This window comes from Arthrobacter sp. FW305-BF8 (assembly GCF_021789315.1).
Lineage (GTDB): Bacteria > Actinomycetota > Actinomycetes > Actinomycetales > Micrococcaceae > Arthrobacter.
In genome coordinates this window covers 3919047-3941818 of record NZ_CP084561.1, presented here as the reverse complement: position 1 = coordinate 3941818, position 22772 = coordinate 3919047, and the positions used below count along the sequence as shown (strand labels likewise).

The window sequence follows — 22772 nt, the reverse complement described above, 5'->3', positions numbered from 1 at the left end:
GGTCCTGATCGGATGTAATCTGGCAATGGAAGCCGGAAGAATCGCCCTTCTTAGAAACAGGGTTTCCAGGCAGGGGAGGAGTTCCGGGAGCTTGTCGAATGGAGGCTATTGTGGTCACCGAGGCACCCAGGCAGGACCGGGCGGACGTTGCCGGACGGCTTCAGGAACTGGTTCTGGAAAGTGTTGACGTCGGAGAGTTCCTGAACGAGCTGGCCCGTTTCTCCGGAGCCTACTTCTCTGCTTCCGGTAATGACGTGGTATGCGCGTTCACGCTGATGCGAAAGAAGAAGTCGGCCACGGTCGCCAGCAGTGATGCCCGCGCGCGGATGCTGGACGAGATCCAGCTCCAGTTCGGGGAGGGGCCCTGTCTGGCGGCCATGCAGGCGCTGCTGACAATGCATGTCCCGGACGCGGCTGACGAATCCCGCTGGACTGACTACATTGCGGCAGTCGCGCGGCACGGCGTGGGATCCATCCTCGCCGTCCCGTTGGAACTGGAAGGCGAAACTCGCGCGGCGTTGAACCTCTTTTCGACGCGGCCGCACGGATTCTCCGGGCCGGACATCGACGGCGCGGAGGACTTCGCCCGCCAGGCTTCCACGACTCTCAAGCTTGCCCTTCGCATAGCGCGCCTAACCGATGCCCGGAACGATCTCACGGCCGCGATGCAGTCACGCACCACCATTGACATCGCCACGGGTGTGGTTATGGCCCAGAACAGATGCAGTCAGGAAGCGGCCCTGCGGATTCTGAAGACAGCCTCAAGTCTAAGGAACATTAAACTGCGGGATATCGCCGCGTCCATCACCGCCTCCGTCTCTGGGCATGCCACCGTATCCACCCACTTTGAGGAATGAATGAAAGCAGCCCCATCAACCGTCACCTTTGAAAGCCGCTTCGCCACGGAGCTCGCCGAAATGGCCATTCCTTGGAAGGCGGAGGAGGTCCCTGCCCCGCAGTTGCTGGTGCTGAACGAGCCGCTGGCCGCCGAGTTGGGCTTTGATCCGGCCTTCCTGAGGAGCCCGGAAGGCCTTCCGCTGCTGATCGGCAATGCAGTGCCCGACGGCGCCACTCCAGTTGCGCAGGCCTACTCCGGCCACCAGTTCGGCTGGTTTGCGCCGAGGCTGGGTGACGGCCGCGCCCTCCTGCTCGGTGAGGTTTCCGACGCCGCAGGCCGCCTCCGCGACATCCACCTGAAAGGCTCTGGCCGTACGCCGTTCGCGCGCGGCGGTGACGGCTTTGCTGTCGTGGGGCCAATGCTGCGTGAATACATCGTCAGCGAGGCGATGCACGCCCTGGGCATCCCCACCACCCGCTCCCTCGCCGTCGTAGCCACCGCGCGTTCCGTCCAGCGGGAGACTGAGTTGCCGGGGGCCGTGCTCACGCGAGTGGCCAGCAGCCATCTGCGCGTGGGCAGTTTCCAGTACGCCAGGGTCGCCGGCGACGAGGGGCTCCTGCGCCGCCTTGCCGACCATGCGATCGCCCGCCACTATCCCGGTGCGGCCGAAGCGGAGAACACCTATCTTGCCCTGTTCGACGCGGTGATCGGCGCCCAGGCTTCGCTGGTGGCCCAATGGATGCTGGTGGGCTTCATCCACGGCGTCATGAACACGGACAACATGGCCATCTCGGGTGAGACCATCGACTACGGTCCATGCGCCTTCATGGACGCGTTCGACCCCGCCACCGTCTACAGTTCGATCGACGAGAACGGGCGTTACGCCTACGCTAACCAGCCGCTGATAGCGGAATGGAACCTGACGCGCCTGGCCGAGGCGTTGCTTCCGCTGTTTGACGACGACGAGGACCGTGCCGTCGCGCTGGCCACCGAGTCGCTGGGCGCCTTCCGGCCACAGTACAGCGCGGCCTGGCTCGCAGGCATGAAGGCCAAGCTCGGGCTGGAAGAAGGTACCGGCGACGACGTGGCATCGCCCCTGATTGACGAACTGCTCGCACTGCTCCAAAAGGAAAGCGCCGACTACACCTCGTTCTTCCGGCGTCTTGGAAAGGCAGCCCGCAGCGGGGGCGAGCCGGTGCGGACCGTGTTCCCGGAACCGTTGGGTGAATCGGAAGCTTTCGCTGCCTGGATCCGACGCTGGCGGGCACTGAACCCGGACGCGGACATGATGGACCGGGTCAACCCGGTGTATGTGCCCCGCAACCACCTCGTTGAGGAGGCACTTGACGCTGCAACCGATGGCGACCTCGGGCCGCTCCGGATGTTGCTGGAAGCGGTGACGGACCCCTATCGGGAACGTCCCGGCGTCGAACGTTACGCACTGGCAGCGCCGGAAAGCTTCGGCCCTTACCGGACCTTCTGCGGAACCTGAGGGGCTAGCTGGCGCCGGGGTGGACGAGGGTGTCCGGGTCCAGCTGGTTGGCCGGGGCGTCGGACAGGCCCTGCGGCGTGAGGTCCAGGTCTTCCAAAGCGGCCATGGCTGCGATCGGGGCGGCGTTCAACCCGGTGCCCGGGGCGATGTTGTTAGTCATGGTTCTCTGTCTCCTGAAGTAAGCGGGACGTGCATTGTGTGCTGACTGGCTATTTTCCTTGGAATTGCCCTGCGCGCCAAAATTGCGCAGGGGAGAAAAATGCTGTAGCCGCAGCAGGCCGGGGCGGCGCCGAACCTCCGGAACTGGGGTAATGGCCGACGGCGGCACTCCATTCGCGGGCCGTTGCGCCGGCGGGCAGCCGATTAGAAGGCACATAGGTGACGGCCGGTTACAGCTCGGCGCCGTCGATGATGTCCCGGGCGAGCTGGTGCAGTGGTTCGTTCCGCCGGCGGGACGCGCTAATGAGGGTGGCCAGGGCCTGGTCGCGGTTGATGTGGTGCCGCTCCATGACGATGCCGCTGGCCACTCCGACGGCATCGCGGGCGCCAAGGGCGCCGATGAGCCCGTCGCTCAGGCGCTGCGCGGCGTCACGGGCCTGGGTGTTGGCAAGCATCAGCGCAGCCGGACGGGCCAGGAGTTCGAGCAGGCGGATGGCCCTGGAGTCGAGCCCGTCGGGAACAGGGGAGTACACCTTCAGCGCCCCGATCGCGCCTTCCGGGGTGGACAGCGGGGTGCTGATCACGGAGCGCAACGGCAGGCCGGCGATGGCGCGGCTCCAGGCGGGCCAGCGGTGGTCAGTCCGGGCGTCCCCGACTGTGACGGTCGCCTGCTGGGCCCATGCCGTCAGGCAGGGCCCCTGCCTGAGGTCGTACTGCAGCTGGTCAGCCTGCACAATGGCGGGATCGGTGGAGGCCGTGCTGGTGCGGCGCCCGCGGGTGTCCATCAGGCTGACACCCGCCCCGAGGGCTCCGGGGATCGCTTCCTTCAGGGCCTGCGCCAGCGCCGAGACCGCTTCGTCGACGGTTTCGTGGGTCAGCAGCAGGTCCGCGATCCTGGCGGTGAGTGCCGCCAGTTCGTCGGCGAGAGGCAGGTTGGCCTGCATCAGGGCCTGGCAAGAGTGGCTGCCGCAACAGGCACGGGCATCGGTTCCTTTGCTGATGGATTCGCGGAGCGCCGTCCCAAGGTGAGGCGGACTGCCGCGTCAGAAAATTCTCTAGGACAATTATTTCACGATACGCGCCCGCCGCGTGTGGTAGCGGCCCCTGAATGGTTAACGAATTCCTGCAGAGAAGAGACGGGCCGGAAAATGCCGACTTGATAACGTCAGCAAGGTTTCTTTGAGGGGATAATCGGTTAATAAAAGGTGTGTTTCTGTCGGATTGGGGCAGCAGTGACGGAACGTGCAGAATTTGGGGAGCGGGCCGCGGCCGCTGAAGCGGAACTGTTCAAGCTGCTGGGGCATCCCGCCCGCGTCAGGGTGCTAAGCGTGCTGGCCTCGGGTCCTGCCAGCGTGGCTGACCTGTGTTCTGCCACAGGGCTTAGACCATCGCATCTGGCCGGTCAACTCGCGCAGTTGCGCGCGCAACACCTCGTGGCTGGACGCCGGGACGACGGAAAGCTGCAGTACGCCCTGTCCGTTCCCGAAATCGCTGAGCTGATTTCCGCTGCCGATGCAGTGCTGAATGCCCGGGCGGTCGCCGCTGTCAATGGTTTCGCCGGCAGCGGCGCCTCCGGCTTGGGCCCCGGGCTTACAGAAGCTGTCCTGACGGACGAGTCGGCGGCGGTCCTGGAAGAGTCTCTCGAAAGGCGCGCCCTGATCACCGATGCGGTCCGGTCCGTAAGTGCGCGAACCGGTCGCAGTTCCGAACAGGCCCTGCTCGGACTCCTGGCCCAGGCCCGTGAACGCAGCCTCACGCTCGCCGAGGTTTCCAGCGAAGCCGTTGCGGAGCGCGGAAAAGGGTGACCGAGGCCTCCGTACTTACTCGGGGTGGTCGGTCGAGCCGGCAAGCGCCGCGTAGGGGAGTTTGCGCACAAAAGGTTTGCGTCCTTGACGCAGGCCCCCCGGCTGGACGAGACTCGTTGTTGAGGAATTGATGAATTCATAGTTTCCTCAACCTCTCCATTGGGGGCCCTCTGCTCCGCCAAGGCGCAGAGGGACCGGAGCGTCGCGGGGCAGGTGCACATGGACCCACCGCCAGGGGGCCGCGGAATAGACGGAAGGGGTCGGAACAGCGCAGTTCCGTCCCCCTTCCGGTTCCCGCCGGGCTATGCTCGCGGCAGGCAAACTAGGGGAGTTCGAAGAGGCTCAATATATTGCCTTCGCTGTCCAGGAACCATGCGGCCTTACCAGAGTCCGACGTGGCAATGCCGTTTTCCGTCTTCACCCCGGGCATGTCGTACTCTTCGAAAACGACGCCGCGGCTCCGCAACTCCTGAACGTCCCGCTCGACGTCGTCCGTTACCCAGCCCATCTGCGTGTTCTTGGCGCTGCCGGCGTTCTCAGTTTTGTAAATCAGGAACCTGGTCCCGTTGCCGCAGCGGTACATGACGTCGTCGTCGCCCGCCGCGTCAATGGGCTCAAGCCCTAACTTGTCGCGGTAGAACTCTTTCGCACGGCTCACATCCTTCGCCGGAAGGACAGCGGCTATATCCAAATCCTTGAGCATGACAGTTCTCTCCTCATTGCACTGACGGCGATGGTTTCTCCTGCTCGGTGCCGAGAATGGACTGGCCGTCCGTCCCCGGGCCGCGTCGCCGCCCCTTTCGCCGACAGCCGGGGCGGCCACCCGGGGCTCTGCGGCGCCTCGCCGGCATCGCCGGGCGCTTCGGTCCCCGAAGTGTATGGGGACATTATGGGGCCGAAGTGCCACCTGCGGATATAGGCCGCGGAGACAGGAAAGCACGACGCCGGCCGGACGGCTGCCGCTGTCGTGTGGCGGTCAGGAGCGGGTCCGGTCAGGCCGTGAGCCTACGGTCAGTCGCGCGGCTACAGGCCGTGCGCCGTCAGCGGACCCACGGGACAAAGCCGGTTGACCATCTCCGTGAGCTGCCGGGGGCGGAACGGTTTGACCAGGTAGGCCGCGGCTCCCGACGCCATGCCGGCCATCTCGTCGTCGAACTCCGCCCGTGCCGTGATGAACAGCAGGGGCGCCTCGGAGCGCGCCCGGATGTGCTGCGCCACCTCCAGGCCGTCGATGTCCGGGAGATTCAGATCGACCGTAACCAGGACGGGATGGTGTTCCCATGCCGCGGCGACCCCATCAACGCCGTTGCTGACTGCATGAACGTCAAAACCGAGCCGCGCCACTATCAGCGCAACAAGATCGCGAATATCCCGGTCATCCTCGATGACCAGGCAAAGCCCCCGTGAACCCAACGTGCCCCCCGGCCTGTAGTAGGTGTGCATAGTGTAGGGCGGAAACCTCAAGAAGGAACGGCCCAGGCACGAAAAAGCCCCGCACCAGTTGTGAAGGCGGTGCGGGGCTTTCCGGGGACTACCATCCGCATGGGGGAATAGGATGGGGCCCCACCCAAAGTTACCCAGGGGTAGGTTTGTCCTTCAAATGTACGATCCCGCTTACTCGGGCAGTTCCATCTGAAAACCGCAGGTACATCTGAGCACACGGGTGGACAGGTAGACATCCAGGGTGTCGTCGGCTGCGTCTTCGGTGGACAGCGGAGCTGACAGCCTGCGGAGCTCGGACCCTGCCCTGTCCATCGGCTGTCCGCAGTGCATGTAGTGTCCGCCGAAGATCAGCACGTCGCCCTTCTGTTCCCGCCGGCCCAGGACCGCTGACAAGTCGGCAACGTTGGCGGGATGTTCACTGAAGCGGCGGCACCGGCCGCAGGTGTAGGCCACCATGACGACGTCGCTGGGACAGTTCGGGAGATCCGTCACCGATCTAATGGTGAGATGGCGGTCGGTGCCGCAGAATGCGCACATCACGGGCAGGACGCGGGCCCGTCCGGCGCCGTCGGAGCGGAAGCCGGGCGATCTGAGCGACATGCTCAGCCTGCGTACGGGTAGCTGGCGAGGATGTAGTCGGCGGCGGCCCGCCCCTTCATCTTCCGCCTGGTGCCTCGGAGGTTGACACGGCACCGCCGCATGCCTGCACGGAAGGACGAGTCGGTCTTGGGTGTTATTCCTTGAATCAGGCACCAGCTTGTGTAGAGCCCGTAAAGGCAGTCCGCGTCCAGCGGGCTGTCGGTGTCGGGAGCAGGGGAGGTGGCGTCTTGAAGAAACTGCTGGAAATGCGAGGTGGCCATGACAGGCTCTTTCCTCAGGTGCGGGATGGCCGCCATGAGGCTATAGCGGCGTCACCTCCGGGCGGTGCACAACGCCGGAGGGGGTTCCTGCGGAGAGTTCGCAGGGTTCCTCTATCGAAGCTACCCTGCAGTAGCTGGTTTGTATATAGGAATTAGCCAGCGTACTGCGCGTCTTCGATCCTGCAAGCCCCATTGCCCATAGGTACAGCACCTGGGCCTCCATCTCGTTGTGGGGCCGGCGGCGGGCTGGGGAGGCAGCCAGGTCCCGGAGGGTGGACCAGGGGCCACCGCCGCCGGCCCTGCATAAAGGATGCGGCTTCGTCCTTGGAAGAACTTTGGAGTTCCTTGGAGCGGTACGGGGGACCGGGCCATCTGCCGCGGAATCTTCCAAGGTGCCCCAGCTATTTCGCCATGTCAGCGGGCAATACTGGCTGTGTCCTGAAGGAACGGAAACCCAGCCCCGAACCGTCAGAACTGCCGGGTCCGGACGCACCCCCCTCGCGAACCGGGCCCGGCACAACCTGAACTTCATGGCCGCCAGCTGTAGGGATTGCTGTTGGACCTGCCGGCTCGGTGCGCATCGTACCCCTGCCGCCAAGCCTCCTCGACGGCAGTGACCAATTCTGCCAGGAGCGGATAGTAGGGGTGGTCCGGACCGATGAAAAGCATCTCCTCGCGCGCCTTCTCAATTGCCTCGCGGACAGCGTTGCCGTTGGCCATGAGGCATGGTCCCACGCGTGCGGGCCGCGCACCACAGCTGGGCTGCCGGCGGGTTCAGGGGCGTGTCACGTGGGCCACGTTCATGGACTGCTCATGAGCAGCTGGTTCTATTGGTGCATGGACGCGAACGCTGGCAATGATCACGACGCCGACCTCCCGGCAGCCTGGGGGACGCTGACTCCGGGGGCCGAGACGGAGATCCGCAACGCTGCCCGTGCCGGCGCTGCCGGCCGCCCGCCCCTTGACGGTTCAGTCGTGTTCGCCTGGATTGACGGGCAGTCTTCACGACGGGTGCACTTCGCAGGAGATCCGCTGGTCGTCCTGCCGGAGCTGGAACACACCGAGGCTTTTTAGCCCGGCATTCACAGAGCACGGCGCTCCACGGCGCCGCCCAAGGCCGTGCCCTTGAATTTGCGACGGGGGCGGGTATTTGTGGGTGAGCTCTGGAATAGTGCTGTTTGGGGGGCAGGGTACGCCCGCCCGCAGCTACTATCGGTGGAATTTCACGGGCCGGAGGGTTCCGGAGACTGGAGCAGCACATGCAACTCGGCGCTTTCTCACTCAGCTTGGCCGTCAAGGACATCGCGGCCTCCGCGGCGTTCTACGAGAAGCTGGGATTCACCAGGTCCGGGGGCGAAATTGACCAGAACTGGCTGATCCTGCGGAACGGGCAGACCGTCCTCGGACTCTTCCAGGGCATGTTCGAGAAGAACTCCCTGACCTTCAATCCGGGCTGGAGCCAGGACGCGCAGCAGCTCGACTCATTCACCGACGTGCGGGATCTTCAACGCCAGCTGAAGGATCAGGGCATTCCCTTCGTTGCCGAGGCCGGCGACGGAACCGGGCCGGGCAGCTTCATCGTGGTGGACCCCGACGGGAACCCGGTCATCGTGGATCAGCACGTCTGATCCGGGCGTCCATTCGCAAAGGAGAAGGGAAATGTCCAGCAACCCTGAGGACTTCAACAGCACTAAGGACTTTGTCAGCGTCCGGTACATGGTGGACGACGTCGACGCCGCCGTCGGCTTCTACACGAAGCACCTCGGATTCACCGTTCGAATGAACGCGGCACCGGCTTTTGCCGACGTCGCCCGCGGCCAGCTGCGTCTGCTGCTGAGCGGGCCCACCAGCTCGGCGGGCCGGCCAATGCCCGACGGTGCGGTCCCGGCACCGGGCGGATGGAACCGGATCCACCTGGTCGTGAGCGATATTGCCGCCGAGGTGGACAGGCTGCGGGCCGCGGGCGTTCCGTTCCGGAACGACATTGTCAGGGGACCGGGCGGCCAGCAGATCCTGCTGGAGGATCCGGCCGGCAATGTCGTCGAGCTGTTCCAGCCAGCCGCCACGTAAACGCCCAACTGACTCGCAGTTGTTGTCGTTTTGGGGGCTCAAAACGACAATAACTGCGAGTCAGTTGAGGGGCGGCTAGCGCGCCGGACGACGCAGCACGAGGGCTGTTAGTGCGCCGCCGTCGCCGGGGTCTTGTGCACCAGGTAGATGGCGCCGGTGGTGACGTCCTCCTCGAGTGCTTCGAGGGTGCGGCCGCGGGTTTCGGGCACCTGGGTGTAGATAAAGATCAAGGCCAGGATGCCCACCACGCCGAACATGAAGAACGTTCCGGTGATGCCGACTGATGCCACCAGAGTGGGGAAAAACAGGCCCAGCAACGCGTTGGCGATCCACAGGCAGAAGATGGAGACGCCGATCGCGAAGCCGCGGATGTGCAGCGGGAAGATCTCCGAGAGCATCACCCAGACGGCGATGTTGAGGAACGTCTGCATGGAGCCGACGAAGGCAACCACCAGGAAGAGGATCACGAAGGGCCGGGCCGGGTTGCCAACGGGCAGCGCGATGGAGGCGATGCCGATGAGGAAGTGGCAGATGGTGGTCAGCGTGAAGCCGAGGAGCAGGGTGGTGCGGCGGTTGACCCGCTGCATCATGGTCAGGGCGATGACGCCACCGACGACGGCAATGACGCCGGGAGCGATGTTGGCAATGAGGGCGGCGCCGGAGTCGAAGCCGGCTTCAACCAGCACGGACTGGCCGTAGTACATGATCGAGTTGATGCCGGTCAGCTGCTGGGCCACGCCGAGGCCGATGCCGACAAGCAGGATGCGCAGGATCCACTTGTTCTTCAGTGCGCTCCAGCCGGAGAGGTTCATTTCCTTTTCCTCGTCGGCGAGGTGCTTGACGTCGGCCATCTCTGCTTCGGCGCGGTCGGACGAGCGGATGGTCTTGAGCACGGCCAGGGCGTCCTGGTTACGGCCCTGGGAGATGAGCCAGCGGGGGGATTCGGGCATCCGGAGCATGCCGAGGAACAGGGCAACTGCCGGCACCGCGGCCACGGCGAGCATGATGCGCCAGACACCGCCGAATTCGCTCCAGAGGTTGCCGATGATGGCGTTGACGACGAATGCGGCGAGCTGGCCGATGACGATCATGAGTTCGTTGCGGCCGGCAAGCGAGCCGCGGATCTCATACGGGGCCAGTTCCGCCAGATACACCGGAACCACTGAGGAGGCGCCGCCGACGGCGAGGCCGAGGATGACGCGGCCGATGACCATGACCTCGAAGTTCGGCGCGAACACGCAGGACAGGGCGCCGACGAGGAACAGGATGGCCAGCAGGATGATGGTCTTCCGGCGGCCCCAGCTGTCGGAGAGCCGGCCGCCGCCGATGGCGCCGGCGGCGGCGCCGAACAGCAGGGAGCTGGTCACGATGCCCTCGGTGATCGGGGTGAGGCCGAGATCGGCGGTCATGGGCCGGAGTGCGCCGTTGATGACACCCGTGTCGTAGCCGAACAGCAGGCCGCCGAAGGTCGCCACCGTGGCGACCATGCCGAGGCGCTTGCGGTGCGGGCCGTTGGTGAGCGGCGGCAGCGAGGGCGTATGCGCGCCGTCGCGCTGGGCTTGGGTTGCAGACATAAGGACTCCCTTGTCTCAAGTTTGCGCGGGACATGTGCCCGCTGTCACATCCCAGACTAACGCGCGAAAGGCTTAAATGTAAGGTCAAACTTACAAATTGCTGAAATTTAGGTATTTCCCGCCGTGGGAGGATGGCCGTATGAGCATCCAGCGGCAGCACCGGCCAGCCACGCAGGCTGATGTCGCGCGGGAAGTCGGAGTCTCCCGCACGCTGGTCTCCTTCGCCTTCCGCGACGCTGCCGGCGTCAGCCCGGACACCAGGCAGGCGATCTTCGACGCCGCCAAGCGGCTGGGATACCGGCACAATGCGGCAGCCGCCGCACTGGCCAGCAAGTCCCGGACCGCCGTCGGGCTTTACCTCCTTGACCTCCGGAACGAGGTGTACTCCGACGTCCTCAACGGCGTGCGGCTGGCGCTGCCGCAGGCAGGCAACCGGCTCATCCTCAGCGTCTCCCGCTCCATCGGCGGCGTGGACCAGGGGGCGATGGACTCACTCATCGAGGCGCGGGTGGGGATCATCATCGCCGCGGCGCTGCTGGATCCCGACGAGCGGGTCCGGGAACTGGCGCAGATCATCCCGGTGGTGAGTGTCACCCGCCGCGTGGAGGGCGTGGACAGCGTGTACCCTGACGACCGCGCCGGGGCGAGGGCCGCCGTCGAACACCTCCTCGGGCTGGGGCACACGCGGATCGCGCACATGGCCGGGCCGCCCTTTGACGGCCATACCGTCCGCCGGGAAACCTACGAGCAGATGATGCGGGACGCCGGCCTGGCCCCGCAGACCGTGGCGGCCGATGACTTCACGCAGGAGGCTGCGGAGCGTGCAGCGGCGGAGCTGCTGGCCGGCCCGGACCGGCCAACGGCAGTGTTCACGCACAACGACCAGTTCGCGCTGGGTGTCCGCGAGGCCGCGTATGCGATGGGGCTGGCGATCCCCGGGGACCTGTCGCTCGTGGGCTACGACGATTCACGGACGGCCCGGCTGCGCGGGATCGACCTGACCTCGGTGGACCTGCATGCAGTGGAGCTGGGAACAACTGCCGGACGTGTGGCCCTCGAGCGGCTCAAGGATCCCGGTGCGCCCATCGCCGATGTGACCAGCACGCCCCGGCTGGTGGTCCGCAACTCGACGGCTCCCCTTCGCTAGTTCCTATGGAGTTTTCCGCTCCAAGCCCCTAGCCCTTCGCCGCCCTCGTGAACGTTCCGAGCCCGGTCCTGTCGTAGAAGTCCAGGACGACGCGTGGCGAGGTGCCGCGGACTGGCGCTGCAAACAGCGCACCGGCCAGGCCGTTGGCGTTCTCGCCGATGGATTCGAAGCTGAAGGTGTCGCCGTCAAAGTGGGTAAGCGGGAATGTCGTGGGACGGCCGGACGGTCCCATTCTCATGGCCAGTTTGCCGCCCTGCTCAAGCACCACAAGCGGGCCGAAGTAGGAGTTCCCGTAAGTGCCGGCGTAGGCATTGTTTGCCTTGGCAGGAGAAGCATCAGACGGAGCTGTGGTGTAATCCACCTTGGGTTTCTCGGACTCATCAATCTGTTTGAAGACACCCGCGGTGAATGCGAGCCAGTCAACCGTGGGGGATCCATGCTGCGCGGTATCCAGGAAGCCGGCTGTGATTGCTTCAGGTATTCCCTGCGGTCTTCCGTTGGTCAGGGCCACGATGGCCAGTTGCTCACCAGGCAGCATGGAGACGGCGGTGGCTGCGCCGAGGTTGAATGCCCCGGAGTGTCCGACCTGGACGCGTGCCTGATCATCGTAGGAGACGTTCCAGCCCAGCCCATAGAAACGCGAGCGGGCGGCCGGTGTCGACGCCGGTCCGGAAACCGCATGGGGAACGTGGGTTGTTTGGAGGGCGGCTGCATCAATGACGGGCTTGCCTTCGTAACTGCCGTTGCCGAGTTGCAGCCGGAGCCATTTGGCCAGGTCCTGCACCGATGAACTCGCGCCTCCCGCCGGGGCCTCGGAATCGGCATCGCGGCGGTGTTTCGCTGCCCACACCTTGTTCCCGAGCGGGACATGAATGGTTGCCCTGTTTGACGCTTCCTCATAGGCGGAGTGGCGGTAGCTGCTGGCGGACATGCCCAGCGGCCGGAACAGAATCTCGTCGGCCAGATCCTCCCACGACATTTTCATGGCATCGGCTGCTGCCTGGCCGCCTTCCGTGTAGCCGAAATTGCTGTAGTTGTAACTGGACCGGAACGTGTCGAGGGGCTCCTGGTTGAGGTGCCCGAGGATGTAGGCACGATCGAACCCGAGGTCTTCCAGCAGATCACCCGACCCTGTTTTCAGTCCGCTGCGGTGTGACAGCAGATCGGCAAAGGTCGCATTCCGCGTGACATAGTCATCCTTGAGCGCGAAGTTCTTGTTGTGTTCAATGACGCGGTCGGTCCAGTCGATCACCCGCCGCCCCACCACCCCTGCCACCACAGTGGACGCCATGGGCTTGGACACGGATGCCAGCTGGAACACCGTGTCGGGGCTTATCTCCTCCGGTTTGCCGACCTCCCGCACCCCAAAGCCTTTGGAGTACACCACCTCGTCCTGATAGACCACGGCCACCGCCATTCCCGGCAGCCCGGTCTGTTCCATGGCATTCCGGATCAATCCGTCCAGTTGGGCGAGGGCATTGGTGACTTTTGGCTTGTCCAGCAACGGTGCGATCTGTGCCGGCGGGGACGGGAGCAGAGAGGCCGAACCCGATGGCGTAGCCACTGTGGGTACGCCGGTGCAAGCGGCCAGAAGGGGTGCGGCGGCAACACCGGCCGCCCCGATCCCGGCTGCCTTCAGCACAGCACGACGGTCTGGAAAAACAGAACCGATCTTGTCCATGGGTGCCCCCTAGATCCGTCAGGCCATGGGCGCTGCCGGCCGGTGCGAGCCTTGCCGCTCTTCTCTATAGTGGACCCCGCGCCCGGAGCCAGCAATGGATGCGGGACAGCCGGCGATGCTTGTTTCCCAAGCTCGCGGAGCTGGAGTTTTTGTCCAGCTGTCGCGAGTGGAGGCGCGAGCTCAGCTGCCGCCGATGACGGCTGACCGCGGCACCTCGCGGGTTGGATCTGTCAGGGCGGTGACGGCTTTTGCGATCTTGGAACCTCCTTGGGCGGAGGGCTCGATCGGGTTCGCGTAGTCGCCGTCGTCGTTGCAGACCAGCCGGAGGTCCAGCAGGCTGAGGCCCCGGGAGAACGCTGCCCTGGTGATGGAGTCGTTGAAGACCGTGAGGGCGGTCCTGATCAGCCGGTAGAAGGGCCCGGAGGCGGGAGTGTCGTAAATGGTGCACACCGCTGCAGGCAGCCCCGTCGCTGAGACCGCTTCGGCCATTAGCTCATAGTCAGCGGCGAAGCGCTCTTGGGCGTCGGCGAACATGTCCAGCGCCTCCGCCACAGAGCGGGCGGGTGCTTCAAGCAGGTGGGCGAAGCCGAGAGCATCATTGCCGCCGACGCTGACCACGAGGTGGGTGGCGTCGTCGGGAAGGGTAAGCAGCTGCCGGCGAACGCCCGCTATCACGTCGCCGTCCACTGCCAGCAGCGTTGCGTGCCAGCCGGGCGGGAGCTCGCCGCACAACTGCTCGACGACGTCGGGCCCGCCGTTGACATAGGCCTTGTTGTCGAAGATCGAGTCCCCGAGCAGGACGATGTGGCCGGTGCTGGTGGTCATGCCGCATCGTTGCACGAAACGCGGCCCGTGGCGAGGGCTGGGACGGGCCGCTACACGGGCAGGCGCGCGGGGAGCTCGACGGCGTCCGGCTCCAGTTCCGGGCGAACCCTGCGGAAGCGCAGGGGGTGGCGGAAGGAGTGCCCGGACGGCGCGACGTCGGCCGACACCTCGACGACGACCGGTTCGACGGGGGTGAGCCGCACGGCGCCTTGTCCTTGCTGAATCTGTTGAGGGCTGATTCGATGATTTCCTCATGCCAGGGCTGGTTGACGGGTCCGGTGACAGCGGCGCAGACTACGTCGAGGACGTCCCGGTGCTTCACCTTCAGCCTTATCTGCACCAAGCCCGGTGCGTTAGGGCGTCGTTACGACGAAAGTAGAAAGTGGCAATCAAAACGGGAGTCGCCCTTAAGCCATCGTCCTTCCAGAATGTCGCAAAACCCTAGGGTGGCGAGTTCAGGTGGTGAGTGCAACACCCTGAATTCTGTCGGGTGTCGTCGATGGGCAGACCGTGGTCGCCGTTGAGTGTTCGTTTAGCGTTCTGGGAAGGGCTGGATGCCGGGCTGTCGGTAGCCGTAGCGGCACAGGCCGCCGGGGTGTCGCGTCCGACCGCGTACCGGTGGTTGAGCGACCATCAGAAGGTGTTGCCATCGCCGGTTCCGGATTTCAGTGTGCCCCGTGCAGGGCTTTTGTCGTTGCTTGAGCGGGAAGAGATCGGCTTCCAGCTCGCCCAGGGCCATTGAGTGCGTCGTATCGCCGCCGTTCTGGGCCGGGCTCCGTCGACGATCAGCCGGGAGGTCGCAAGGAATCGGGTCGGCGACAGGTATTCGCCATCGCTCGCGCAGGAGCAGACGTGGGCTCGTGCCCGCAGGCCGAAGCCGCGGAAGTTGGACGGGTTAGCGTTACGGGAACAGGTCACCACGATGCTCACCGGCCGGTTCAGCCCGGAACAGGTCGCTGGCCGACTGAAGGTGGAGCATCCAGAGAATCCGGAGATGCAGGTGTCACACGAAACGATCTACCAGACCCTCTACGTCCAGGGCCGCGGATCCTTGCGCCTGGAAGTTGCGACGGCGCTGCGGTCCGGACGGGTGAGTCGGCGCCCGCAAAACAGCGCCGCTGGCTGAACACATCGCATCATCCATTGAAAGCTTTGTGGATCAGGTCGAGGCCAGAGACGAAGAAATCCGGGAACTGATGAAGCGCTACTACAAGCTACAGCCGCCTGGCGGCCCGCTCCTCGGGGACGTCTGGGCTGACATCCGTCCGGAGTGAAGGTCGCCTCCTCCGCTTTTTGGGAAAACTTTCGCGGCACAGTCCGCTAGGTCTAGTCCACTGGAACCCTAGAAGGGACACTGCTGAAGCTCTCAGTTATTTGGCCCGCTAAGAGTTCCCGGGCCCTTGTCGCGGCATTCGAGGGGCTATTTGGGGGCGGGCGGACTGCTGGCAAACTGAATTCATGAATAAACGAGCCGAGTCTTAAGGATGAGCAGGCGTCCTAGGAAGAGCCGTGCGCTTGCCGAACCTGTCATGCCGGAATTTTTACTCGATCTCCGTGCGACTATTCATTCCGCCGCGGCCCGGAATGAGGGCAGCATCTTTGTGGCCCATTCCTATGAGGGATGGGAAGGCGGCCACGCAACCGTTAATGGATGGCGCACCGAGATTTCCCAAGCAGCGGATACCGGGAAGGTGATGGAGGTTTGGTACGACAACCCCGATCATGACGTATCCGTATCAGGCGACGTCGAGTACCAGGAATGGATCTGGGAGACAGGTGACGCGACCGCGCCACGCGAGTGCCTGCACGATGTGGATCAGCTTGTTGACGCCTTCGCCAGAGGCCGGCTTCCACAGGCCCGTCCCCACTCGAGCTAACGCCAACTATTGTCACAGCAGCAGGCACTGCGATGGTTGCTGATGCCGGCGCCGGGATCAGCAACTGCATGCAACAAAGCCGACCGCCCCGCCTCAGGAACCCACAACGACATCTAATCAGGTCGGCTAGGGTCCGCCCATTAGATCGCACCCGAAAGTGCCCTGATCCGTTCGAACAATGATAAAGACTCGGGCAGAAGAAGAAGGTGGCTGCGCAAAAATCTCAGCTCCTCCCGCTGTCGTACCTTGGGACTTCAGGCCGGACATATCGTGCTCGGCGGGCTTCGCATCTGGACCGCAGTTGTATTCGCGGTCGGCAAATTGCACTTTGGAAGGCACTTCCTTGGGTGAAAGGACCCAGTCCGACGTCTGCTGATGCACGTTCCATAACCTCATGGCGGCGACAACCCCAGCCAACACCAACGAGGCACATATCACTGACAGCGCGATTGGCTTCCCCCGGCTCATGGAGCAAACGATCCACTAACGGAACGTGCAAATCAATGAAAGGATCGACCAGCGTTGATCCCTCCGCGACGGGAACCACGAACGAGCACCCGGAAGGCGGTATGCACTGACCCGTTAGCGCAAACTCCACGGTGTAGAACGAGTCCACGCCGTGGCTGTTGTGACTCCGCTGACCTAGTGCTTAGCTAAACCTACGTGCACTATCGAATGGCATATGGGGGATAAATGGAGCAGAGACGTAAACCATCGCTGTACGCCCGTACGCTCCGCGCTGGAATTGCCGTGGGGGTGATTGGCGCTCTTGTCATGATTTTCTCTAACCTCTTCCTGCAGAACTTTGGGGTGGTGTCATTCAACGGTGCCAACTTGTTCTTTGTGATCCTTACGCAGCTGTACTTGCTCGCCACCGTGGCGTGTATGCCGTTTTCTGCTGCCCTTATCGGCGCGGCACTGGTCATGCGCTATCTCGACACCAGGACCACTCAAGCAGCTGAGCCCGTGGAGAACCCCCCGGCCTCAATGCACTAGTCGTGTGCACGCTTCTGAAAATAAGCTCACCAGTCCTAGTCCTGATCCTGGCGGGATGTAGTGGAGCGCCGTCCGACTCGTTTCGTCGGACCTTCAGCAGCGACAGCTCCTGGAACGTCGGTGCAAGTCACCCCAGATATGACACGCTGAGCCCCTGCGACAAAGACCCCAGCGTCGAAAAAGCAGTCGTCTCCAACGACCTGCCGGCCTCACAACTTGGCATCAGACTCTTGCCGGGTTCGGGGGAAAAGGACGCGGTGCGCATCGCCGAATGCCTCACCCGGACTCTCACCAGTGGAGAGATATGGATTTCGTCGCCCAGCTGAGAGCAACAAGGCGTTTTCCTGTGGACGGGCGAAGTGGTACTCGGAATGCGCCCCGGGGAAGAGGAAGGGTGAACGGGGAAGTGGACGGGACGAGCTGACCGCGTGGGGGGAATGCCCACGAACGTCTGTTCGACGGCTACGCTGGTGCCCACGAGAGCAGCCTGAAAAGTCAGGAGATGCAGGGTGGCACCAGCAACGTTGTTCGGCTTGATTCTCGTTGGCGCCGGTATGTTCGTCGTGGCAATATCGCGGCCTCTAGCAAGGAGGGCTGCGATCATACGGACATGGTTCTCCTCAAGCGCGGACATAGCTTGGTGGACGCAACGCGAGACCCCAAGAGTACGTTTGATCGCAGTTTCTTGGATTCTCATTGGAACCGGATTCGCTATTTACGGCCTCATTGCCGGGCGCTAAGGGCACATCCCGTTGAGGGCCCGGATCGCGCATTTCGGATCCCGTAGCCCACGGGGACGCACGGCAAAGGAACCCGTAGCGGGACCGTTGCTGCGTGGATGCCGAATGGAATCGTGAGCGAGTGCAGTTTCAACGCACTAATCAGTGTGCAACTCCAACTCCACCGACCATACTGATATTGAATTGCGCCAACAGGACATTCCTCAATTGAATCTATGTGGGGCGGTCATATGAAGAGCTACACAATGGAAGACAGCTTCACGGTCGCTGAAGACGCCACTCTTCTGTCTGGCCGCATCGTCGATCACTCGGGTTCCGTTGGACTGCGGCCTCATCGCACTCAGACCGGCATTGAAGTCCGGGCGGGATCAGACACTCTATTCCGTCTGTTCGGAGCCTTTTTGAGTTTCAAACGTTTTCCTGTCGGGCTCGAAGTGATCGTCAGGTCGGACGCAGAAGGAGTCAGAGTCATGTCTTCCGCCTACGACCGCCTGGGGTGGTACTTGACCAAGAAGCTCTTCTGGGGAGAACGAGACCTCAATGCCAGGCTGACCGACCTGCTGAATGAAGTCCGAACCGGAGCGGGGCAGCCCCTGCTCTCACAACGAGCCGCTGCCTTCAGCCCGACCCGTGCTGACGATGTCGGCACACTCATGAAGCGCATTGACTCAATTCGAAGCCTGATTTTGGTTTGCGTTCTCATCTTTGCCGCAGCATTTGGATTGTCATTACTCGCGATTTGGCTACTGCCGGCCGGAGAAGTTATCGGAGACGTCTTGAGGACCAGCGCGGCCGTCATTTCCGCGCTTTTAGTCCTGGCGTACGCCAACAGGCAAACTTCATCGAGTCCTCGGAGAACACAAAAGTAGCATCCAGCGGGTGCCGTGCTGTCGCCGTCAGGTTATCTTGCCCGGTTCGTGCAACGCTAAGGCCCCCGGCAAAGGGAACCCCGAGCGGAGCGTTCCTAAGCCCTATGCTGTGGCCACCAGTTCTAGTTCGAAGCCATCGGAGTTTACGAGATAAGCGGCGTAGTGATCGGGTCCGCCAGCATGCGGGTACTTGTCCATGAACAGAGGGCTCCAGCCGTGATGCGCGCTCTCTTCGGTCAGAGCGTCTAGACATTCTCTGCTCCCGGCCTTGAACGCCAAGTGATTCAGGCCAGGCGCGGTGCGCTGATGTTCTCGGCTGCTTAAGTCCGGTGACTCTTCGACAACTATGTAAGTTGGACCCAGCCGCCAGCTGATTCCGCTTCCCCAATTCTGATAAGTCTCGTATCCCAAGCGGGACAGGATCCATCCCCATTCATCTTTGGCTCGTCTCAGGTTCGGTACCCACAGTTCAATATGGTGCAGGGCGCCTTTGGAGTCATCGTTCACGTTGTGAGTCTTTCATGCATCCAGAGCCGGTAACCACGACGCTTAGGGTCCAGGTCCATCGTTCCCGTGAATGATCCTTGAGCGGACCCGCCGGAGGCTTCAGCCGTTTCCGCCGCCGCATGAGGCGCCCACGTCACCGCCTGCAACTAGAAGGCCTGCGGAGGGGCTCAAGCAACCTGTCGAGTCTTCATACGGTTTCCCCGCTATTTGCAGACCTGCAAATTTAGGATCGCTAAAAACGATAAAATATATTCATGGCTAGTTCACACAGATCTTCGATGACGAATTATGACCGCAGCAAGAAAGTACTTGGGCCGGCCTTCTACGTTTCCATGGTGGGTCTTTTGGCTTCGGTATCGTTTACAGGCCGGAGCCCGATTTTTAACGGGCTGTCAGGTCCGCTGCTTGTGTTGTTCTTCTTCCTGGCTGCGGCCGGAAGCGTCATTGGGCTAGCAGTTATCAGGTTGCGGCGAACCGCGAAGGAGCTCTCAGACGAGGGATAGAGGAAGTAGCCTTCACTCCTGCGAAAGCACGTACGGCTTCAGAGCGTCCCGTCCCGACGTCGCTTGGCGCACCATAAAGGATCCTTCACCGCACACCTCTCACTCGTCCTTCTCGGCCTCGGATGGACTCTTCTCTATGGGCTTTCCCCGACTTTGCGTTTCGGATCTGAGCGTCCACCCCTTCCGATTGACTACAGCGTTAGGCTCAGGCATGGGCAGTAGGAATAGGAGGCAGATGAGCAAGGGCGGGGCTCTTTTGCTGGGAGGGCTTGCATCATTTCTGCTGGTGGACGCCGTTTGGAGGTTGTTTCAAGGTGACGTTCGCAACGTGGTCATCTCTTGGGTTGTCATTGCACTTTGTCTTGTTTGCTATGGGGTCGCCTTCTGGGCCTACCGCCGAGCTGTGAAGACTCCACCTGCTGACGATTAGCCCCGCGCCAGGAACGTCACCCACAACACAGCCAACCTACAAGGGCACGCGAAGGTGACAAGGCCATCGGCAGCAGCAAGAGTGGCCCTGAATCAGGCCGTCATAGCCAACGATGTGTTGAGCAAAAGTTAGGTGGTCACGCTGAGCGCGATCGCCAACAGATAGTTGGACACCTAGGATGTGCTCATGAGGGAGTGGGCCGCCGAACATCCCGTCTTGAACGCCGTCCTGGTTGGCGTTGCAGGGGGCATCCTGTGGTCGGGCGTGAGCCTCATCGTCGGAGGCACGATCGGCATGGCCGCCGCCAACGGCGTCTTTTATGGGCTGGCGCTTGGTGCGATGACGTACTTCGCCCAGAAGCGGTTTCGGAAGACCGACGCCAGACTCGACGAACAGGGCAAATCGCTAGTGTTTTTGCGGTACCCGAACGCCCGGCCAAGATCCTTGAGCACCATCTGGCAAATGGGCATCGCCGGCGCTGGCCCCGGAAGGATCGACTTCCAGCCCTCAGTGTACGAGGACCTGGTGCCTACCGGCCGCAGCAAGGCACTTACCGGGCTAAGCGCCATGTCGTCGCCTCGGATCGTGGACCGGGACGACATCAAGCAGGGCGTGCCAGCCGGATTCCATATGGTCACCCTTGAATCGGACCAAGGGGTCCTCGACGTCGCCGCCGTGCCGGCCACGTTGCAAAAGATCCAGGATGCCGTCTTGTCGGAACCATGAAGTCCTGGCGGCTCCGACGGTTGAGGGTCATTCATGAGCTGATGGACCTCGCCTGGAATGTTGTCTACGACCTGCTGCAGGAGCGGGAACTTCTCGGTGACGGCTTGTTCGTCGAGGAGTTCACTGGATATTTCACTGCGCGGACCTGAACACCCGGACCCGTTGGCCGTTACCTTCTATGCTCAAGGCAGCAGGAGTTGAAGGAACGCGAATTGGGGGACCCTTTGGAGCCGAAGCCGAAGCCGAAGCCGAAGCCGAAGCCGAAGCTGCCGTGGCCGTTGGCCCTTTGTGGCGGGCTGCTCTTTCTCGCTGTGGTGGCCATGGTTTTGCTCGGCCAAATGGGCCGCGGATACTTTATCTCCGCCGGCGGGGTGGCTGCCGGGGCCGCAGTGCTGCTGGGGATCTGCGTTTTGACCGACGTTCGCGGCTCAGCACGCTGGCTGGGGCAGACCGCCCAAAACAACGCCTCCCTGTATCTGAACGGGCGGGCGCCTGATACCGGGGTCTACCGGATCGTGGGGGCTGGGGTTGCTGTGCTGGGCATCGCCATCGGCATCGTCCTATTGATGAATTTGCCCCGATGACACATTTTGGCCTGACGGTCTTGGACGACTGCTAAAGGAACGGTATGCCGTTAGGGCTGGTGTTCTTGTTAATCGCCGCGGTGTGGTTCTTCGTCCGCAAGCCGATCGCCATGTATCAGGCAGTGATTTTGCAGCGCATGCTCATGCTCAACGGACCGCTTCGCGCCGAACAGGTCCGCGGGCTGGAGATGCTGGGGCTGTTCTTCTGCGGCGTGCTCAGCGTGGGTGGGCTGGCCTTGGTGATCATGAATGCATTTATGCGGTGAGACTGACTAGCAGGCGCATCGAGGAGCTACAGAACCAGGGCCCGGGCGCAAAGTCTGCCATGAACCAAGGGTGGCCGGGGTGCAGGATTAGTCTTGGCCATAAAAGCGCTGAGGAAACTTCTGGGGGAGTACCGACACGAGGCCAAGGACGCCGACGGGAGCTGAAAGCGCAGGCATCCTGTTTCGAATCACCGTATACCGGTAGAAGATCCCCTATCGGGCATTCAAGCGTCCGCTGAGCCACAGGCTTTGGGGACGCATATCGACCCCATCGTTTTGTCGCCTGACCGGCACACATGTCAGTGGTCGCTGTGCATTCCAACACTTCTTTGTAGCCTCAGTGCTCGGCCGCGTTTATCCCGAAGATGCCCCAGAGTGAGTTCCAGTCCATCCACTTCGCCCTTCCATCCCTCCTTCTCGGCTCGCTCCCGCCGGGCGATCAGGTCGGCCTCGAGTTCGTCCAGCCGGAGGATCATTCGCGGGTCCACGTGCGGCATGGGGCAACGGACGCAGGCGTGCTCGTGGGCGCAGGGTGTGCCGTAAGGCCGACCGCAGGCGCCGAGTTCGACTTTGCGTTTATCGAAGTGTTCTTCGAATCATCCCATTCGGCGTCGGTCACCGGCGAGTATTCATGCTCAGGCCGTAGCGCCCTCCTGCTGGCCATATGCATCTGGTAATGACGGACAACGTCCTCATCGAACACCGCGACATAGCCCCTGGTGGTCTGCAGGTAGGCATGTCCCAGCAGTGCCGCCCCGATATGGATGGGTAGGCCGTTGTTGACCAGATCAGTTGCGAAAATCCGACGGAAGTCGTGCGGAGTGAAGCTGAGCCCTTCAAATTCGGGACGGTCTTTCGCGGCGGCCGCGCAGGCCACGTGAAGGAGTTTGGCGACCCGGGACGTGCTGAACACTCCGCGCAGGGGACCGGTCGTGTATTGGAAAAGGTGGGGAAGTGGATCGCTGTGCTCCCGCTCGTGCGTGTCCCACCGCCGAACCAGCGGGATGCTCCCGAGATTGGCCGTATGTCGCCGGACCGGCTCAGCGATGACGTGCAGCAACTCCGGGGACATCGGGATCACCCTCTCCCGGTCGGACTTGGACGGGGCAACTACGAGAAGACCAACGACCTCGGCGTTCGGCTGCCGGTACTGCCGGATGGAGAGGTGGCTGAGCTCAAGCAGTTCCTCGTGCCGAATCCCGGTGAGACGGAGCACCTCGACGGCCGCCCAAGTCCAGAACGCCTGGCCCTCCTCTGCACTGATGTTGATCTTCTGCCCGTGCCCGCCCTGGTAAGTCTGGGCGGCACCCTTGACCACCAGTCCCTCGACGCCGGCAGCTGTCATCTTTTCGAACCATGCTTGGCCTGCTCCCGGTCGCT

General features: G+C 63.0%; 26 protein-coding genes and 1 pseudogene. 14 read left to right on the top strand and 13 right to left on the bottom strand.

All coding sequences use genetic code 11. The features are described from left to right. Window positions 1–98: 98 nt before the first annotated feature. Both LFT45_RS17825 and LFT45_RS17820 read left to right on the top strand, forming a co-directional pair. Complete coding sequence (locus LFT45_RS17825; RefSeq protein ID WP_236804929.1) at window positions 99–857, top strand: GAF and ANTAR domain-containing protein; 759 nt, start codon at window positions 99–101, stop codon at window positions 855–857. Then, window positions 858–2330, top strand: a complete 1473-nt coding sequence (locus tag LFT45_RS17820) for a protein adenylyltransferase SelO (protein WP_236804928.1) — start codon at window positions 858–860, stop codon at window positions 2328–2330. It abuts the gene before it with no gap. 4 nt (window positions 2331–2334) lie between these two features. Here LFT45_RS17820 and LFT45_RS17815 read toward each other — a convergent pair whose 3' ends face one another. Both LFT45_RS17815 and LFT45_RS17810 read right to left on the bottom strand, forming a co-directional pair. Continuing rightward, window positions 2335–2490, bottom strand: coding sequence for a hypothetical protein (locus LFT45_RS17815; RefSeq protein WP_236804927.1), 156 nt, complete (start codon window positions 2488–2490; stop codon window positions 2335–2337). A gap of 229 nt (window positions 2491–2719) precedes the next feature. Beyond that, window positions 2720–3433: a GAF and ANTAR domain-containing protein gene (locus LFT45_RS17810; RefSeq protein ID WP_236804926.1), complete on the bottom strand. Its 714-nt coding sequence runs from the start codon at window positions 3431–3433 to the stop codon at window positions 2720–2722. 288 nt (window positions 3434–3721) lie between these two features. Here LFT45_RS17810 and LFT45_RS17805 point away from each other — a divergent pair, with 288 nt between their 5' ends. Further along, window positions 3722–4294: an ArsR/SmtB family transcription factor gene (locus LFT45_RS17805; protein ID WP_236804925.1), complete on the top strand. Its 573-nt coding sequence runs from the start codon at window positions 3722–3724 to the stop codon at window positions 4292–4294. 322 nt (window positions 4295–4616) lie between these two features. Here LFT45_RS17805 and LFT45_RS17800 read toward each other — a convergent pair whose 3' ends face one another. The 5 genes from LFT45_RS17800 to LFT45_RS17780 all read right to left on the bottom strand — a co-directional run bounded on the left by LFT45_RS17800 (window position 4617) and on the right by LFT45_RS17780 (window position 7317). Then, window positions 4617–4997: a VOC family protein gene (locus LFT45_RS17800; RefSeq protein WP_236804924.1), complete on the bottom strand. Its 381-nt coding sequence runs from the start codon at window positions 4995–4997 to the stop codon at window positions 4617–4619. Between the two features lie 320 nt (window positions 4998–5317). Further along, on the bottom strand, window positions 5318–5737 hold the full coding sequence (locus LFT45_RS17795; protein WP_236804923.1) for a response regulator transcription factor: 420 nt from the start codon (window positions 5735–5737) through the stop codon (window positions 5318–5320). 171 nt (window positions 5738–5908) lie between these two features. Continuing rightward, entirely contained in the window at window positions 5909–6337 is a 429-nt protein-coding gene (locus LFT45_RS17790; RefSeq protein WP_236804922.1) for a hypothetical protein, read from the bottom strand. 2 nt (window positions 6338–6339) lie between these two features. Next, window positions 6340–6597: a hypothetical protein gene (locus LFT45_RS17785; protein WP_236804921.1), complete on the bottom strand. Its 258-nt coding sequence runs from the start codon at window positions 6595–6597 to the stop codon at window positions 6340–6342. Between the two features lie 528 nt (window positions 6598–7125). Beyond that, window positions 7126–7317 carry a hypothetical protein gene (locus LFT45_RS17780; protein WP_236804920.1) on the bottom strand — a complete coding sequence of 64 codons (192 nt, stop codon included), beginning with the start codon at window positions 7315–7317 and terminating at the stop codon, window positions 7126–7128. A 117-nt stretch (window positions 7318–7434) separates the two neighbouring features. Here LFT45_RS17780 and LFT45_RS17775 point away from each other — a divergent pair, with 117 nt between their 5' ends. The 3 genes from LFT45_RS17775 (at window position 7435) to LFT45_RS17765 (ending at window position 8667) form a co-directional block, all read left to right on the top strand. Further along, on the top strand, window positions 7435–7671 hold the full coding sequence (locus LFT45_RS17775) for a hypothetical protein (protein ID WP_236804919.1): 237 nt from the start codon (window positions 7435–7437) through the stop codon (window positions 7669–7671). A gap of 185 nt (window positions 7672–7856) precedes the next feature. Further along, entirely contained in the window at window positions 7857–8225 is a 369-nt protein-coding gene (locus LFT45_RS17770) for a VOC family protein (RefSeq protein WP_236804918.1), read from the top strand. A gap of 31 nt (window positions 8226–8256) precedes the next feature. Continuing rightward, window positions 8257–8667 carry a VOC family protein gene (locus LFT45_RS17765; RefSeq protein ID WP_236804917.1) on the top strand — a complete coding sequence of 137 codons (411 nt, stop codon included), beginning with the start codon at window positions 8257–8259 and terminating at the stop codon, window positions 8665–8667. A gap of 107 nt (window positions 8668–8774) precedes the next feature. On the opposite strand, the gene LFT45_RS17760 is transcribed toward LFT45_RS17765, so the two are convergent. Further along, window positions 8775–10241 carry a sugar porter family MFS transporter gene (locus tag LFT45_RS17760; RefSeq protein WP_236804916.1) on the bottom strand — a complete coding sequence of 489 codons (1467 nt, stop codon included), beginning with the start codon at window positions 10239–10241 and terminating at the stop codon, window positions 8775–8777. 139 nt (window positions 10242–10380) lie between these two features. Between LFT45_RS17760 and LFT45_RS17755 the strand changes: the two genes are divergently transcribed. Beyond that, window positions 10381–11388: a LacI family DNA-binding transcriptional regulator gene (locus LFT45_RS17755; RefSeq protein ID WP_236804915.1), complete on the top strand. Its 1008-nt coding sequence runs from the start codon at window positions 10381–10383 to the stop codon at window positions 11386–11388. A 28-nt stretch (window positions 11389–11416) separates the two neighbouring features. On the opposite strand, the gene LFT45_RS17750 is transcribed toward LFT45_RS17755, so the two are convergent. The 3 genes from LFT45_RS17750 to LFT45_RS17740 all read right to left on the bottom strand — a co-directional run bounded on the left by LFT45_RS17750 (window position 11417) and on the right by LFT45_RS17740 (window position 14097). Next, window positions 11417–13069, bottom strand: a complete 1653-nt coding sequence (locus LFT45_RS17750) for a serine hydrolase (RefSeq protein WP_236804914.1) — start codon at window positions 13067–13069, stop codon at window positions 11417–11419. A 180-nt stretch (window positions 13070–13249) separates the two neighbouring features. Then, window positions 13250–13894, bottom strand: coding sequence for an SGNH/GDSL hydrolase family protein (locus tag LFT45_RS17745; RefSeq protein WP_236804913.1), 645 nt, complete (start codon window positions 13892–13894; stop codon window positions 13250–13252). Window positions 13895–13944: 50 nt separating this feature from the next. Next, window positions 13945–14097 (bottom strand): hypothetical protein, encoded by a 153-nt coding sequence (locus LFT45_RS17740; protein WP_236804912.1) that lies wholly within the window; start codon window positions 14095–14097, stop codon window positions 13945–13947. A gap of 296 nt (window positions 14098–14393) precedes the next feature. Here LFT45_RS17740 and LFT45_RS23550 point away from each other — a divergent pair. The 3 genes and pseudogenes from LFT45_RS23550 to LFT45_RS17725 form a co-directional block, all read left to right on the top strand. Beyond that, window positions 14394–15002 (top strand): annotated as a pseudogene (locus LFT45_RS23550) (transposase); the annotation flags it as partial. 1543 nt (window positions 15003–16545) lie between these two features. Continuing rightward, window positions 16546–16767 carry a hypothetical protein gene (locus LFT45_RS17730; protein ID WP_236804910.1) on the top strand — a complete coding sequence of 74 codons (222 nt, stop codon included), beginning with the start codon at window positions 16546–16548 and terminating at the stop codon, window positions 16765–16767. A gap of 985 nt (window positions 16768–17752) precedes the next feature. After that, entirely contained in the window at window positions 17753–18376 is a 624-nt protein-coding gene (locus LFT45_RS17725; protein ID WP_236804909.1) for a hypothetical protein, read from the top strand. A gap of 102 nt (window positions 18377–18478) precedes the next feature. Here the strand turns inward: LFT45_RS17725 and LFT45_RS17720 are convergent, their stop codons facing one another. After that, window positions 18479–18883 (bottom strand): VOC family protein, encoded by a 405-nt coding sequence (locus LFT45_RS17720; protein ID WP_236804908.1) that lies wholly within the window; start codon window positions 18881–18883, stop codon window positions 18479–18481. Between the two features lie 1119 nt (window positions 18884–20002). On the opposite strand from LFT45_RS17720, the gene LFT45_RS17715 reads away from it, so the two are divergent. From LFT45_RS17715 to LFT45_RS17700, 4 genes are read left to right on the top strand one after another with little or no spacing between them, the layout of a single operon-like run. Beyond that, window positions 20003–20542, top strand: a complete 540-nt coding sequence (locus tag LFT45_RS17715; protein ID WP_236804907.1) for a hypothetical protein — start codon at window positions 20003–20005, stop codon at window positions 20540–20542. After that, a complete protein-coding gene (locus tag LFT45_RS17710) occupies window positions 20539–20691 on the top strand; it encodes a hypothetical protein (protein WP_236804906.1) in 153 nt (50 codons plus the stop codon). Before LFT45_RS17715 ends, LFT45_RS17710 begins: the two co-directional genes overlap by 4 nt. A 48-nt stretch (window positions 20692–20739) precedes the next feature. After that, complete coding sequence (locus LFT45_RS17705; protein WP_236804905.1) at window positions 20740–21126, top strand: hypothetical protein; 387 nt, start codon at window positions 20740–20742, stop codon at window positions 21124–21126. A gap of 44 nt (window positions 21127–21170) precedes the next feature. Next, window positions 21171–21392 (top strand): hypothetical protein, encoded by a 222-nt coding sequence (locus LFT45_RS17700; protein ID WP_236804904.1) that lies wholly within the window; start codon window positions 21171–21173, stop codon window positions 21390–21392. Between the two features lie 472 nt (window positions 21393–21864). On the opposite strand, the gene LFT45_RS17695 is transcribed toward LFT45_RS17700, so the two are convergent. Beyond that, window positions 21865–22737 carry a tyrosine-type recombinase/integrase gene (locus LFT45_RS17695; protein WP_236804903.1) on the bottom strand — a complete coding sequence of 291 codons (873 nt, stop codon included), beginning with the start codon at window positions 22735–22737 and terminating at the stop codon, window positions 21865–21867. Window positions 22738–22772 lie beyond the last annotated feature (35 nt).

Bases quoted from the DNA above. Each gene is read 5' to 3' on its own strand.
- LFT45_RS17695 (WP_236804903.1), bottom strand. From the start codon at position 22,737: ATGACAGCTGCCGGCGTCGAGGGACTGGTGGTCAAGGGTGCCGCCCAG.
- LFT45_RS17775 (WP_236804919.1), top strand. From the start codon at position 7,435: ATGGACGCGAACGCTGGCAATGATCACGACGCCGACCTCCCGGCAGCC.
- LFT45_RS17825 (WP_236804929.1), top strand. From the start codon at position 99: ATGGAGGCTATTGTGGTCACCGAGGCACCCAGGCAGGACCGGGCGGAC.
- LFT45_RS17770 (WP_236804918.1), top strand. From the start codon at position 7,857: ATGCAACTCGGCGCTTTCTCACTCAGCTTGGCCGTCAAGGACATCGCG.
- LFT45_RS17715 (WP_236804907.1), top strand. From the start codon at position 20,003: ATGAGGGAGTGGGCCGCCGAACATCCCGTCTTGAACGCCGTCCTGGTT.
- LFT45_RS17755 (WP_236804915.1), top strand. From the start codon at position 10,381: ATGAGCATCCAGCGGCAGCACCGGCCAGCCACGCAGGCTGATGTCGCG.
- LFT45_RS17725 (WP_236804909.1), top strand. From the start codon at position 17,753: ATGGAAGACAGCTTCACGGTCGCTGAAGACGCCACTCTTCTGTCTGGC.
- LFT45_RS17745 (WP_236804913.1), bottom strand. From the start codon at position 13,894: ATGACCACCAGCACCGGCCACATCGTCCTGCTCGGGGACTCGATCTTC.
- LFT45_RS17790 (WP_236804922.1), bottom strand. From the start codon at position 6,337: ATGTCGCTCAGATCGCCCGGCTTCCGCTCCGACGGCGCCGGACGGGCC.
- LFT45_RS17730 (WP_236804910.1), top strand. From the start codon at position 16,546: ATGATTTTCTCTAACCTCTTCCTGCAGAACTTTGGGGTGGTGTCATTC.
- LFT45_RS17785 (WP_236804921.1), bottom strand. From the start codon at position 6,597: ATGGCCACCTCGCATTTCCAGCAGTTTCTTCAAGACGCCACCTCCCCT.
- LFT45_RS17810 (WP_236804926.1), bottom strand. From the start codon at position 3,433: ATGCAGGCCAACCTGCCTCTCGCCGACGAACTGGCGGCACTCACCGCC.
- LFT45_RS17780 (WP_236804920.1), bottom strand. From the start codon at position 7,317: ATGGCCAACGGCAACGCTGTCCGCGAGGCAATTGAGAAGGCGCGCGAG.
- LFT45_RS17820 (WP_236804928.1), top strand. From the start codon at position 858: ATGAAAGCAGCCCCATCAACCGTCACCTTTGAAAGCCGCTTCGCCACG.
- LFT45_RS17765 (WP_236804917.1), top strand. From the start codon at position 8,257: ATGTCCAGCAACCCTGAGGACTTCAACAGCACTAAGGACTTTGTCAGC.
- LFT45_RS17700 (WP_236804904.1), top strand. From the start codon at position 21,171: ATGCCGTTAGGGCTGGTGTTCTTGTTAATCGCCGCGGTGTGGTTCTTC.
- LFT45_RS17815 (WP_236804927.1), bottom strand. From the start codon at position 2,490: ATGACTAACAACATCGCCCCGGGCACCGGGTTGAACGCCGCCCCGATC.
- LFT45_RS17795 (WP_236804923.1), bottom strand. From the start codon at position 5,737: ATGCACACCTACTACAGGCCGGGGGGCACGTTGGGTTCACGGGGGCTT.
- LFT45_RS17710 (WP_236804906.1), top strand. From the start codon at position 20,539: ATGAAGTCCTGGCGGCTCCGACGGTTGAGGGTCATTCATGAGCTGATG.
- LFT45_RS17760 (WP_236804916.1), bottom strand. From the start codon at position 10,241: ATGTCTGCAACCCAAGCCCAGCGCGACGGCGCGCATACGCCCTCGCTG.
- LFT45_RS17800 (WP_236804924.1), bottom strand. From the start codon at position 4,997: ATGCTCAAGGATTTGGATATAGCCGCTGTCCTTCCGGCGAAGGATGTG.
- LFT45_RS17750 (WP_236804914.1), bottom strand. From the start codon at position 13,069: ATGGACAAGATCGGTTCTGTTTTTCCAGACCGTCGTGCTGTGCTGAAG.